The organism is Oceanospirillum sp., assembly GCF_982874595.1.
The window spans coordinates 21,996-35,413 of the sequence record NZ_CEYNZH010000016.1; the positions used below are offsets into that span (position 1 = coordinate 21,996).

General features: G+C 51.0%; 10 protein-coding genes. 6 read left to right on the plus strand and 4 right to left on the minus strand.

Annotated features, from left to right (window positions below; genetic code table 11):
• Positions 1-170 precede the first annotated feature (170 nt).
• The gene (locus tag AC4GL5_RS09370; protein ID WP_490382514.1) at positions 171-890 is read right to left on the minus strand and encodes a response regulator; all 720 of its coding nucleotides are present in this window, start codon (positions 888-890) and stop codon (positions 171-173) included.
• Between the two features lie 682 nt (positions 891-1,572).
• Between AC4GL5_RS09370 and AC4GL5_RS09375 the strand changes: the two genes are divergently transcribed.
• Positions 1,573-4,476, plus strand: coding sequence for a ribonucleoside-diphosphate reductase subunit alpha (locus tag AC4GL5_RS09375; RefSeq protein ID WP_490382515.1), 2,904 nt, complete (start codon positions 1,573-1,575; stop codon positions 4,474-4,476).
• Positions 4,477-4,724: 248 nt separating this feature from the next.
• Positions 4,725-5,978: a ribonucleotide-diphosphate reductase subunit beta gene (locus tag AC4GL5_RS09380; RefSeq protein WP_490382516.1), complete on the plus strand. Its 1,254-nt coding sequence runs from the start codon at positions 4,725-4,727 to the stop codon at positions 5,976-5,978.
• Positions 5,979-6,091: 113 nt separating this feature from the next.
• Here AC4GL5_RS09380 and AC4GL5_RS09385 read toward each other — a convergent pair whose 3' ends face one another.
• Positions 6,092-6,682: a nucleoside deaminase gene (locus AC4GL5_RS09385; protein WP_490382517.1), complete on the minus strand. Its 591-nt coding sequence runs from the start codon at positions 6,680-6,682 to the stop codon at positions 6,092-6,094.
• 319 nt (positions 6,683-7,001) lie between these two features.
• Between AC4GL5_RS09385 and AC4GL5_RS09390 the strand changes: the two genes are divergently transcribed.
• The 3 genes from AC4GL5_RS09390 to AC4GL5_RS09400 all read left to right on the plus strand — a co-directional run bounded on the left by AC4GL5_RS09390 (position 7,002) and on the right by AC4GL5_RS09400 (position 10,363).
• Positions 7,002-8,624 carry a methyl-accepting chemotaxis protein gene (locus AC4GL5_RS09390; protein WP_490382518.1) on the plus strand — a complete coding sequence of 541 codons (1,623 nt, stop codon included), beginning with the start codon at positions 7,002-7,004 and terminating at the stop codon, positions 8,622-8,624.
• A 159-nt stretch (positions 8,625-8,783) separates the two neighbouring features.
• Positions 8,784-9,188 (plus strand): hypothetical protein, encoded by a 405-nt coding sequence (locus tag AC4GL5_RS09395; protein WP_490382519.1) that lies wholly within the window; start codon positions 8,784-8,786, stop codon positions 9,186-9,188.
• Positions 9,189-9,190: 2 nt separating this feature from the next.
• On the plus strand, positions 9,191-10,363 hold the full coding sequence (locus AC4GL5_RS09400) for a hypothetical protein (protein ID WP_490382520.1): 1,173 nt from the start codon (positions 9,191-9,193) through the stop codon (positions 10,361-10,363).
• 12 nt (positions 10,364-10,375) lie between these two features.
• Here the strand turns inward: AC4GL5_RS09400 and AC4GL5_RS09405 are convergent, their stop codons facing one another.
• Entirely contained in the window at positions 10,376-11,569 is a 1,194-nt protein-coding gene (locus AC4GL5_RS09405; protein ID WP_490382521.1) for a MalY/PatB family protein, read from the minus strand.
• A 205-nt stretch (positions 11,570-11,774) separates the two neighbouring features.
• Here AC4GL5_RS09405 and AC4GL5_RS09410 point away from each other — a divergent pair, with 205 nt between their 5' ends.
• On the plus strand, positions 11,775-12,209 hold the full coding sequence (locus AC4GL5_RS09410) for a hypothetical protein (RefSeq protein ID WP_490382522.1): 435 nt from the start codon (positions 11,775-11,777) through the stop codon (positions 12,207-12,209).
• On the opposite strand, the gene nrtS is transcribed toward AC4GL5_RS09410, so the two are convergent.
• Positions 12,210-13,307, minus strand: a complete 1,098-nt coding sequence (nrtS, locus tag AC4GL5_RS09415) for a nitrate/nitrite transporter NrtS (RefSeq protein WP_490382523.1) — start codon at positions 13,305-13,307, stop codon at positions 12,210-12,212. It lies immediately after the preceding gene.
• Positions 13,308-13,418: the final 111 nt, after the last annotated feature.

The window sequence follows — 13,418 nt, forward strand, 5'->3', positions numbered from 1 at the left end:
CCGATTTGTTGAAAAATATCCGGCAGGTAGATAAGCCGAAAGGCCTGAACGAAAAACACGGCAGAAATAAGCAATCTGCCGTGCCAAAACCAGGATCACATCTCCCGAAGCGCCATCATCCCGAGCCGGATGAGATCAACACCGAAGCATCCCATCTTCGGGGTTATGAGTTAAACCTCTTTTACAAAAAGATAACCCTTGCTTCGTACTGTCTTAATCCGGCGTGGATGCATCGGATCATCACCCACTTTAGGACGGATACGGGATACGCGTACATCAATCGAGCGATCCTGACCGTCATATTCAATACCTCGCAGGGCGGTGAAGATCTCTTCACGGGTCAAGACCCGTCCCGCATTGGAAGCCAGCAACCAAAGCAGATCAAACTCTGCACTGGTCAAATCAATGCTTTCGCCAGCCAACCAGGCCTCACGCATCGCATTATCCACCACCAGATTACCGAACTGCAGACGACTGTCATCGCTCTCTTCCAGCGTCATAGGCTCTTCTGAACCACTCACCCGACGCAATAAAGCCCGTACGCGAGCCAACAAAACCCGTGGGCGTACAGGTTTAGAGATGTAATCATCTGCGCCCATTTCCAGCCCAACAACCTGATCCATATCATCAGTACGGGCCGTCAGCATCAGAATAGGACCGCTGTACTCAGGGCGAACGCGACGACAAACACCCAAACCATCTTCACCCGGCAACATGACATCCAGAATAACCAGGTCAGGTTTCTCGTTCAGGATGCGATCAACAGCACGGTTACCGTCGCCTTCAACGTCAACGTCAAAACCATTACCCTCTAAATACTCTCGGGTCAGGGTCGCCAGTCGCTCGTCATCTTCAACGATCAGAATTCGGGAAATTTCTTGTGTATCCACGGGATGCTCTCTCGTCATTGCGATAGCCTGCGCATTTGCTACCGGCTTTCTTCGTCACATTCTACGGGGCAGCCTCGCTACTCCGTGTTAATTACGCCGCCTAATGGCGGCTAAAAGGTATGTTTTATGAATTTTTTTAAGGCAATACCCTTCTTTTTTATGCATTTAATCATAACTTAACTGCACATATAGTTACTATGCCTACCTGATAAGATAGCTTAAATCCGCTCTTAAAAATTAGTTCACTTTGACACAAAGCAAAGTGAAAAAATTTTCTTCTTTATCACTTGAAATTTCTGCAAAGCCTCTGGAAAAAGACTTGTCACGTAAGTTGGTTTTCACCCCTAGAATAAACACAAGTTACCCACAGGTTATCCACTTGCAGATCGCCAAAAACAACATTATCTTGTGCCGCTACTGAAACAACACCCCATATATAGGGGTTAGACATATTTTAAGGCACAATTCAACCTAAGCCCTTGTAATAAGCGATATTTCCGGATTTGATCCGGATTTTTTGTTTTTGATATACACCCTATTGTCCTCATAAAGGACATGGGCTTTTAGGTCGGACAATTGATCTGTACAAAACCATTCAGTGCTTTTCCGAAGAAAGCGCCAAACCAGACAGTGATCTTTAACAGTCAAGATCCAAGATTAACGAAAGGCAGGCATAATCAGCATGGTACAGGACTCCACTTCCAACGCAGCACTTAGCAATCTGCAGGTGATGAAACGCAACGGCGATCTGGTCGCATGTGACCCCAGCAAGATCTCCGTTGCAATGAGCAAAGCTTTTATCGCAGTCGAAGGTGATAGCGCTCAGAACTCCAGCCGGATTCACGAGCTGGTGGATTCTTTCACAACGAACATTATCGAAACCTTCCAGCGCCGTATGCCTGCAGGTGGCGTGATTCACATTGAAGATATTCAGGATCAGGTTGAGCTGGTTCTGATGCGTTCCGGCGAGCAGAAAGTTGCCCGCGCCTATGTTCTGTACCGTGAAGAGCACTCCCGTCTGCGTTCTGCAGAAGCACAGGGGATCTCTAACCCGCACCCAACCATCAATGTGACACACCTTGATGGCACACGACTGCCTCTGGATCTGGGTCGTATCGATACGGTTGTGAGTGAAGCCTGCGAAGGTCTGGAAGAAGTTAACAAGAAGCTGATCATCGACGATGCGCTGAAAAACCTCTACGACGGTGTACCCGTTGATGGCGTCTCCACTGCTCTGATGATGGCAGCCCGTACTCTGGTAGAGAAAGAGCCAAACTACACCTACGTTACCGCCCGCCTGCTGCTGGACAACCTGCGCCGTGAAGCGCTGAGCTTCCTGAAGGTCGCTGATGAAGCCACTCATCAGGAGATGGCAAACCTTTATCCGCAGGCGCTGACCGCCTATGTGGCAAAAGGTATCGAACTGGAGCAACTGGATCCGGCGCTGGCCGACTTTGATCTGGAAGCTCTGGGCGCGGCGATTCAGCCGGAAAACGACAAGAACTTCACCTATCTGGGTCTGCAGACCCTGTATGACCGTTACTTCCTGCACTGTGACGACGTACGTTACGAACTGCCTCAGGTGATGTTCATGCGTGTGGCGATGGGTCTGTCTCTGAACGAAGAAAATCGTACCGAACGTGCGATTGAGTTCTACGGCCTGCTGTCCAGCTTTGACTACATGGCATCCACGCCGACCCTGTTTAACTCAGGTACCCGTCGTCCGCAGCTGTCTTCCTGCTACCTGACTCACGTGCCGGATGATCTGGAAGGTATCTACGGTGCTATCAAAGACAACGCACTGCTGTCCAAATGGGCCGGAGGTCTGGGTAACGACTGGACTCAGGTTCGTGCTCTGGGCTCTCACATCAAGGGCACTAACGGTAAATCTCAGGGTGTTGTACCTTTCCTGAAAGTTGTCAACGACACCGCTGTCGCGGTAAACCAGGGTGGTAAGCGTAAAGGTGCGGTTTGTGCGTATCTGGAAAGCTGGCACCTGGACGTAGAAGAGTTTCTGGATCTGCGTAAGAACACCGGTGATGACCGTCGTCGTACCCACGATATGAACACGGCTAACTGGGTTCCGGATCTGCTGATGAAGCGTGTCTTCGAAGATAAAGAGTGGACGCTGTTCTCTCCATCCGACACCCCGGATCTGCACGACCTGTACGGCAAAGCCTTTGAAGCCCGTTACGAAGAGTACGAGCGCATGGCGGATGCCGGTCAGCTGCGCCTGTTCAAACGCATCAAGGCGAAAGACCTGTGGCGTAAGATGCTGTCCATGTTGTTCGAAACTGGCCACCCATGGATCACCTTTAAAGATCCGTGCAACCTGCGTTCACCACAGCAGCATGTGGGTGTTGTTCACTCGTCCAACCTGTGCACCGAGATCACGCTGAACACCAGTGCTGATGAAATTGCAGTATGTAACCTAGGTTCTGTCAACCTGGCGCAGCACGTCAAAGACAATGGCGAACTGGATGTGGGCAAGATCCGCAACACCGTCACCACTGCTGTTCGTATGCTGGATAACGTGATCGACATTAACTACTACGCGGTTCCTCAGGCACGCAATTCCAACCTGAAACACCGTCCGGTAGGCATGGGCATCATGGGCTTCCAGGATGCACTGTATAAAGCGAAAACCGCTTACGCTTCTGACGAAGCGGTCTCCTTTGCAGACCGTTCCATGGAAGTGATCAGCTACTACGCGATCCAGGCTTCCAGCGATCTGGCTGCCGAGCGTGGCCGCTACGAAAGCTACGAAGGTTCTCTGTGGAGTCAGGGCGTACTGCCAATCGATTCCCTGAGCAATCTGATTGAAGCCCGTGGCGAACAGTTTATCGAAGTGGATACGTCCAGCACGCTGGATTGGGATTCCCTGCGTACTCAGGTACGTGAACAGGGTATGCGTAACTCCAACGTGATGGCGATCGCACCGACTGCGACTATCTCCAACATCTGTGGCGTGTCTCAGTCTATCGAGCCGACTTATCAGAACCTGTACGTGAAATCGAACCTGTCCGGCGAATTCACCGTAGTAAACCCTTACATGGTTCGCGACCTGAAAGAGCGCGGCCTGTGGGATGAGGTCATGGTTAACGACCTGAAATACTACGACGGTTCCGTACAGCCGATCGACCGTATCCCGGATGATCTGAAAGCCCTGTACGCCAACGCCTTTGAAGTTGAGCCGAAATGGCTGGTTGATGCGGCAAGCCGCCGTCAGAAATGGATCGATCAGGCTCAGTCTCTGAACCTGTACATCTCCGGCGTCAACGGTAAGAAACTGGATATCACCTACCGTATGGCGTGGTTCCGTGGTCTGAAAACCACCTATTACCTCCGTGCGATGGGCGCATCTTCTGTTGAGAAATCAACGGTTGATCGTGGTACCCACAATGCGGTTTCCAGTGGTAGCGCGCCAACAACCGTTGCTCCGGCACCAGCGGCAGCGCCCGTTGCTGCAGCACCTGCTCCGGCAACCTCTACTGCCGCAAAGGACGAGTTTGAACTGTCCGGCGAAGCAGCAGCGGTGCCTCAGGCCTGCTCTATCGACAACCCGGATTGTGAGGCGTGCCAGTAAGGCCGTCTCAGTAAAGGAACCCGGCGAAAGGCACTGCAGCCTTTCGCTGACCGCAAGGATGCGGCTGGTTTCCGGCTTACCGGAAGCTCACATCGCATCGACTTGCCACAGTGCTTTTATAAAGCTCCGACTAAATCGAGCTGATAAAACGGACTTACTGCAAGCCCTGCGGCAAGTCAATGTCCAAACTTGACTATACTGTATAAATCATCAGCACCGCTGATTAAGACATTTAAGAGGATTTCACCATGCTTAGCTGGGACGAATTTGATAACGAGGAAACCGCAGTAGCCGAAAAGCCTCAGGCAGCCCCACAGCCTGCTCCGGCCCAGCCTGCGCCAGCTCCTCAGGCCACTCCTGCTCCAGTCGCAACCGCACCGGTTTCTGAAAGCCAGCCTGCCGATAAAAGCGCTCAGGAACGTGCCCGTGAAGCCGTTAACAACATCGACGTTGCACCGGGTCTGGAAGATCTGGAAATGGGCGCTGCCCGCATCGAGGTTGACGACAAACGCATGATCAACTGCCGTGCTGACCTGAACCAGCTGGTTCCGTTTAAGTACGACTGGGCATGGCAGAAATACCTGGATGGCACCGCGAACCACTGGATGCCCCAGGAAGTCAACATGAACGCGGATATCGCGCTGTGGAAAAGTCAGAATGGCCTGACCGAAGACGAGCGCATGATCGTGATGCGCTCTCTGGGTTACTTCTCCACTGCTGACTCTCTGGTAGCCAACAATCTGGTGCTGGCGGTTTACCGTCTGATCACCAACCCGGAATGCCGCCAGTACCTGCTACGTCAGGCATTTGAAGAAGCGATCCACACCCACGCTTACCAGTACTGCGTTGAGTCTCTGGGTATGGATGAAGGTGAAGTGTTCAACATGTACCGTGAAGTGCCGTCCATCGCGAAAAAAGCGAGCTGGAGTCTGAGCCACACGCACTCACTGTCTAACCCGAACTTCAGCACAGGTACTCCGGAAACCGATCAGGAGCTGCTGCGTAACCTGATCGCTTTCTACTGCGTGACCGAAGGTATCTTCTTCTACTGCGGTTTCAGCCAGATTCTGTCTATGGGCCGCCGCAACAAGATGACCGGTGTTGCCGAGCAGTTCCAGTACATTCTGCGTGACGAATCCATGCACCTGAACTTTGGTGTTGATGTGATCAACCAGATCAAGATCGAGAACCCGCACCTGTGGACCCCTGAGTTCCAGGAAGAAGTGGTACAGATGATTCTGGAAGGTACCGAGCTTGAGATCGAATACGCTCGCGACACCATGCCGCGCGGTGTACTGGGTATGAACGCCGGTATTATGGAAGAGTATCTGAAGTTCATCTGTAACCGTCGTCTGCAGCAGCTGGGCCTGAAAGAGCAGTTCCCCGGCGCGACGAACCCATTCCCGTGGATGTCGGAAATTATCGACCTGCGTAAAGAGAAGAACTTCTTCGAAACCCGCGTCACCGAGTATCAGGTTGGCGGCGCACTGAGCTGGGATTAATCCCCGCTTAGCCTGCTTGTCAGGCGAATGTTCAGGAACATCAGTTCCCACCCTCTGTGCCGGCTGTGATCAGCGGCCGGTGCAGAGTCCTCACTACTTCTTGTTTCTTCTTTTTAAGATTTACCTTTCCAGGCCTGAACCACCTTCTCCCGCATCTGAGCCGCGCTTTGCTCGACACAGTCATGGGCAAAATTGCGCCAGTACCCCTGTATCAGCGCCTCTTCCACCTCGACACCGGTTGACAGATTTTTCCATGCCGGAGGCAATCCGTGAAGATGGGAGATAAAACCACCCGCTTTATCCGATGCCAGATAACGCACCCGCCCGATACCGGATAACAGAATACGCCCGCTGCACATCAGGCAGGGCTCAAGGCTGACATAAAGAGTCAATGACCGGCGATCCAGATGGGCAAACTCAGTTTCCAGCCGATCCAGAATCTGCATCTCCGCATGGCGCTGGCTTTGATACCCCTTATCAGGTTCAGCCCCCTCTTCCATGTCCCGGACAAACACCTGATTACGCGCCTCACAAACCAGCTCATCATCGGCATTAACCAGAATCGCTCCGACCCCATAGTTGCCGACAGCTAAGGCAAGATAAGCCTGCTCACAACACCGATGCGCCCAAAGATCATCCCGAAGGGCATTAGGCGGGGCATTTTCAAGCCGCTGTTTAAGTGTATCCAAGGTTCCTGTCTTCAAAGAGGCCACTCCATTCTGATCGGCATTCCAGGATTATCCGCAACCACCGGGAAACAAAAAAGCCTATCGATATCTTTAGTCTAATATCAAACCTTCCGGTCGACAGAGAGCAATTGCAGTATTCCTTTTTAAATCAATAAGTAAATAAAGCAAAACCCTTTACCAAAGCATCTTCTAATATTATGAAAAACAGTACCGGATCAAGGTTATGGCGCTCTTACTCCTATACAATGTCATTATTACTGTTTAATTACATAAAAATAACAACAGCTTACAAAGACCCTGAATTTCAAATGACTTGCAAAGGACCATAACCATCATGGAAATCCGTCACTGGCCAGTGGCTCGCAAACTCGCACTGCTAATCGGGTTGCTATTCGCCACACTGACCCTTGTGGAACTGAACTCCCTCTACCGCTTATATGATGAACTGCTTACCGCACGAAAAGTTCAGGTTCAGGAGCAGGTTCAGTCAGCCTCCAGCCTGATTCAGCACTATTATGATAAACGTGCTGAGCTGGGAGAAGCAGAAGCTAAAAAGCAGGCCTTAGATGCCATTGCCTCACTGCGCTATGGCAAGAATGGTTATTTCTGGATCAACGATATGCAGCAACGACTCGTGATGCATCCGATCAAGAAAAACATCATCGGCAAAGACATGACCCATATTAAAGACGCCTCAGGCAAGCTCCACTGGCAGGAGATGGTCAAGGTCGTGCGTTCTCAGGGCGAAGGTTTTGTCGATTACACCTACAAGGGGCCTCAGTTTGATAAGCCAAAGGATAAGGTTTCCTACGTTAAAGGTTTTAAGGAATGGGGCTGGGTAATCGGTAGCGGTGTTTACCTGAGCGATGTTGTCGATATCTTCTGGGCCGCATTAACTGAGTCTGCCATGTTCCAGGTAGTCCTTTTCAGCCTGGCGATCTGGGGCAGCGTCGTCATGGTCCGCAATATCACCCGCCCGCTGAACCGCATGCTGGAAACCGTACGCTTTATCTCCGCTGGCGACATGACCCATACCATTGATCTGAAACGCCGGGATGAAATCGGCCAACTGGCCGATGAAGTTGATACCATGACCCGCTCTTTGAAAACCGTTCTGTCAGATGTGGAGCTGGCTGCGGAACAGCTGCGCTCACACACAGGAGCCATGAGCCAGAACAGCGAGGAAACCCGTAACGGTATGGATCGCCAGTTCACTGAAGTGGACAAGCTGGCTTCCGCCATGACCGAAATGTCTTCGACCATTCAGGAGGTCGCACGTAACGCTACCGATACCGCTGAGGCCACCAGAGAAGCCTCTGAACAGGCGCAAACCGGACAGGAAGAAGTGCGTCAAACCGTTAACGCTATTGAGCTGCTGTCTCAGCATGTGTCAGAAGCTGGCGGAGTAATGGGCGAGCTTAGCGAGCAAACCGATAAGATCGGAGAAGTCATTAACGTGATTCGTGAGATCTCGGATCAGACAAATCTGCTGGCTCTGAATGCGGCAATCGAAGCCGCACGCGCCGGAGAAGCGGGCCGCGGCTTTGCGGTTGTGGCCGATGAAGTCCGCAATCTCGCCAGCCGAACTCAAGGTTCCACCGGTGAGATTCAACACATTATCGAACAGCTTCAGCTGCAGGCCGCCAATGCCAATCGCACGATGGGAAAAAGCAGTGAAGAAGCACTCAACAGTGTCAGCCAGATGGTTAAAGCAGGTACAGACCTGGACGCTATTGTCGATCATATCCGACATGTCAGCGATATGAGCACCCAGATCGCTTCCGCCGCAGAACAACAGGGCTCTGTCGCCGAAGAGATCAATCACAACCTGTTTGATATCCGAACCATCTCACAGGATGTGTTGGATAGAGCAGCAACTATCGCTTTGAGCAGTCAGGAAATTGCCGGAATGGCTGATAGTCTGAGCCAACGGCTGAGCCGCTTCAGGCTGTCCTGAGAAAATTAACGGGTGATGATCCTAGGCTGAAACGGTGACGCTTTGTCACCGTTTTTCCGTTTAAAGCATATCAAAAACTCAGGTATGATAGAGCCAAAAGCCCCATCCAGAGGACATAGGATGGTTATCTATTGATATTCAGTACCGAGAAACAGGGATATGCAGATTTTTCGTGTTTACCAACATCCTCAACGGGGTTATGCCGCGATTACCTCAGGCTTTAACTGGACTGCCGCTCTGTTTTCCCTGATCTGGACACTGTCGAACAATCTTTGGGGACCGAGCTTTCTTCTTTTTCTGGGCTGGAGCGCGGCCATTGCAGGTATCTTTATTGCCGGAGCAATGAACCTTTCTATGGTTTCCATGGCCTTTGTTGGACTAGGGGTGCTGATGCCACTCTGGGCGGGTATGAACGCCATGAACTGGCTGGATAAGGGTCTGCGTAATCAAGGCTATAATCTGGTAAACAAGGTTCGGGCCCAAACTTCTCAGGGAGCCATCAAAACCACCCAACACAAACTGGACCCGCAAGCGACGAAGAAACGTCAAACAACTAGGGAGTAGTTTTGTCCAGAACGACAGAGACTAAAATAAGTACGATCAAGAGGCAACTCTATCACTACTACTTAGGCTTAACGTTGCTCGCTTTATTTGTTCCACTGAACACCATCCGGGCAGAGATTCAAAAAGAAGATAATTTTGACAATTTTTTCTCGGATGACAAAACCTCTCAGGATGCAAAAAGTCGTCCTAAAATTGAGCTTCAGGCTCTGAGAACAGGAGTTGCCCAGAGTCGTAATCTTCTGGGACAAACGGCCGCAACGATCGGCTTTGGTCTGGATTCAATCTTTGGCTCTCCGGACAAACACCAGCCTAACGAGAGTTCGATTATCCTTCACACAGGAGTCCGGTTTGAGAAAAATGGCGACCCGGTAAGCGTCAGCGGCTTTAACTTCAGGGCCGACCTTCCTTCCACCACCAGTAAACTCCAACTGTTTATACGACTGGATGATGAAAATCGACTTAACAACAACTCCGCAAGTACGGTTAAGCCAAGCAAGACCGATGTAGATCTGTCAGACGCCTCTCAAAGTGGAGGGGAAAGAACCCCCACGGCAGCTCCGGCTGCAGAAAGCCAACAAGATTCGCCAGCCTCTCAACGGTTTATTCAAGCCGATAAAGCCGGATTATTTTTGCGTTATATCTACCAGGAAACGGATTCTTTATGGCAAAACACCTTTGATATTGGCTGGCAACTGGATACCGCCAACCTGGATACTGAAGCGGTCAGCTATTTACGAACCGGCCGCAACTTTCAGGTTTCGGATTGGTTAATCAGACCGTCTCCAGCCGTATTCTGGACCGAAGATTCAGGGCCCGGTATGGGCATCAACCTGCATACTCAGACCGAACTTGATACCATCACTACACTTAACAGCACAACCGGTACGAATTACCTGATCGATGATGAGATGACCTACTATCAGCATGGCTGGCAGCTGGTCAAAGCCTTCAGCGACGACCTGCGTGCGACCTACAATATGACGTTCTATACAACGGATGACGCAGAAAATCTGGTCGATGAAGCCCAGATCAGTGCAACCCTGCGGCGCCGGGTAGACGGTGATTGGCTTTTCTTCAGTGTCACTCCTGCAGACACCTTATCTGCACAAGATGATTACGAAGGTAATTTAAGTCTCACACTTCAACTGGAAGCAAAATTCGGCACTCATTACTGAGTGCCTCCCCCCCTAACTCAACACATCGTCCAGCCTCGTCAAGGCCCGCTCCAACTGCTGTCGGCTACAACCAAAATTAAGACGGGCGAATCCCGGCAGACCAAAGTCCGAACCTTCAGACAGAGCAACACCGGCCTCATGCAACAGCCATTGTGCGGGTTTCTCATACCCCGTTGATCGCAGATCCAGCCAAGCGAGATAGGTCGCTTCGGGAGCACTGATATTCACCTGTTTTTTCCCCTCAGCCCAACGAATAATCAGATCCCGGTTCGACACCAGGTGATCCAAAAGCCCGGACCTCCAACCGAGGCCTTCCCGATAAGCCGCTTCAGCAGCAACAAAGCCGAGAAGATTAACGCCAGGCATCAGACCTTCGATAGAGCGTTTAAAGTGACTACGAAGTTTACTGTCCGGGATGACCGCAGCAGAGCAAGCCAGACCCGCAATGTTAAAAGTCTTACTGGGAGCCAACAGGGTTACTGTTCTTGCGGCTATATCATGACTCAGGCTGGCAAGAGGAATGTGACGACGCGCCTTGTCCAGTACCAGGTCACAGTGAATCTCATCGGAACAGATCACCAGGTTATTCCGGATCACAAAGTCCGACAGCTGTTCCAGCTCCTCTTTGGAGAATACCCGCCCGGTCGGGTTGTGAGGGTTGCATAGCATAAACAGACGAGTATTCGGCCTAATCTTCGCCTGCATCGCCTCAAGATCCAAAGCCCAGCGCGGCCCTTCCCGCATCGGTATAGCCTGCAGCTGTTTATGATTACGCTCAGCGACTTTAAGAAACGGCGGATAAACCGGCGTGTGAGTCATCACAGCAGATCCCGCTTCTCCAAAAGTGCGCGCCACCGCATGTAAACCACTAACCAATCCCGGTAACCAAACGATCCATTTCGGATCGATCTGCCAGTTATGCTGCTCTGCATACCATTTACAGAAAGCTTCCGTCATTCCCTCAGGGACTTTACCGTAGCCAAACACGCCATGATCGATCCGCTGTCGGAGCGCATCAATGACTTCAGGCGGTGACTCGAAATCCATATCCGCCACCCACATGGGTAAAATATCACGCCCCTGCCGCTCCCCCTCCGCACGGTAATGCTGCCATTTGGCACTGTCTGTATCCTTACGATCCACCGAGCGATCAAAGTTAAATCGGGAGGATGCTATGTTGTCAGTATCAGAATAATTAGCGGTCACGATAGCTCCGGGTCGAAAATAAAAGGGATCGGTTCAGGTTGAAAGCAATAGCCTAGTTTTCCGGTCAACAATTGCTATACTCACGGCTCTTAAAACTTTGGCAAATTCAGCGAATTGGCACACAGGCTACCTCTGAAAACTCAGACAAGCAAAGTCTGCAGAAACAAAAATTCAATCCTTTCTTTCTCATCAGCACGAGTACGTCATGACAATATCATCGCCATACACCGCTCACCATTATGCTCTCTCCACCTGGTTTAACCGGGCTCAGGGTGATGAGGTTTTGCTGGTCAGAATTCTGGCAGATACCGCAGGACTAAAAGGCTGGCTCAGCCGCCCCCTGCATGACCGGCTCAGTAAAGCCGTGCTGGCGGATGTAGCTAAAGCGGATGCACTTGAGAGCTTTGACCGGGCAGCGGTTTACCTGCTAAGTCAAATGCCACAGTTTAACGGTCCGGAAAATGAAGCCGACTGGCAACAATGGCTGGCTCAGTGGCAAGCGATTCATAAAGACAAAACACCAGCAGAGCAACTGGATGCCCTACCGGAGCGTTTTAATCACCCTCAGGCGGAAACAGCAATGAAGCGCCTGCTGGCCAGCCAGAAAGCGAAGGTTATCCCCTTGGCACATAAAGACTGATCAGGCAGATTGCAGCTGCAATAAACCTTTATTGAGCCCCTCAATCATACCGCTGCTCAGCTGAATATTAGTCGCCGAGCCCGCTACTGCAGCTTCAGCATCAGACGCCATCTGTCCAACCTGCTCAACAACGGAGCGCGCTTGATCAAGTTGCAGCTCCGCTCGCTGAGTCACAGAATGCATCGCAGCCTTGATCTGCCCGATGGAAGCATTTACCAGAGCAATACGCTCATCATCTCTTTGCGCCAGCAGCTCTTCCATAGAATCCGAAAAGTGCTGCACTTTGGATGATAGCGTCTGGCTCTCCTGACTCAGTTGAGCCATCAGGCTGTTGATATCACCGGCATATGCTCCCGACTTATTGGCCAGGGATTTCACTTCATCCGCAACAACCGCAAAGCCGCGCCCAGCCTCTCCCGCCCTAGCCGCTTCAATAGAAGCGTTCAGTGCCAGCAGGTTTGTCTGATCAGCAATACCGGTAATCGTAGAGGCGATATTTTCCACCTTATCAAACTGTTCTTTAAACTGCTGAGTATCCATCAGAAGTTCTTTCGCCCACTCGGCTGCCTGTTCAAATTCACGGGTAAAAGACTGATTCTGCTGATCTAGCTCTGTCAGCTGATAATCCAGATGCTCCACCTGCTGATCGGCCGTCATAACATCACTGACGACTTCACTGGCACTGTCGGAAACCGAGCGCACGTGATCTAGGGTTTGCGCCGCAAACTCAACACGGGCCCTGGAACGCTGGTTCACATTTTTAGCATTATCCGAGACCTGATTGGTTGTTTTAAGAATAGCCTGCAGAGTCTGCTCAACACCCTGCATTTTCTCCTGACGGTGCGCTTTTGTATGCTGCTCCAATTCAACAAAGCGGCCATAAGCCTGTTTCAATCCGGCATAGGCACTGAACAGAGACACCATAAAAGGCACCAGATAAGTGAGCAAAAGCTGCAACCATTGAATCGAGGCACCGGTAAATACAGCACTTTGATTAATCAGATTTAACAGTGTCCCGACGATCAGAGAGACTTTTACAGCTTTAACAATGGCCGCAGGTTCAAGCAAACTTGGTTGATGATCAAATAAGTCAGGCATAACAGGCATCCTTTCATGGTGCTTAGGTGCGAAGGCATCATCTGCCGAATAGATTCAGAATCACTTACGCAGCAGAAGGTATTAAAGATGCAGCTGGATTACAAAAAAAAT

Coding starts and splice junctions, on each gene's coding strand:
- AC4GL5_RS09375 (WP_490382515.1), top strand. CDS start 1,573: ATGGTACAGGACTCCACTTCCAACGCAGCACTTAGCAATCTGCAGGTG.
- AC4GL5_RS09380 (WP_490382516.1), top strand. CDS start 4,725: ATGCTTAGCTGGGACGAATTTGATAACGAGGAAACCGCAGTAGCCGAA.
- AC4GL5_RS09390 (WP_490382518.1), top strand. CDS start 7,002: ATGGAAATCCGTCACTGGCCAGTGGCTCGCAAACTCGCACTGCTAATC.
- AC4GL5_RS09395 (WP_490382519.1), top strand. CDS start 8,784: ATGCAGATTTTTCGTGTTTACCAACATCCTCAACGGGGTTATGCCGCG.
- AC4GL5_RS09410 (WP_490382522.1), top strand. CDS start 11,775: ATGACAATATCATCGCCATACACCGCTCACCATTATGCTCTCTCCACC.
- nrtS (WP_490382523.1), bottom strand. CDS start 13,307: ATGCCTGACTTATTTGATCATCAACCAAGTTTGCTTGAACCTGCGGCC.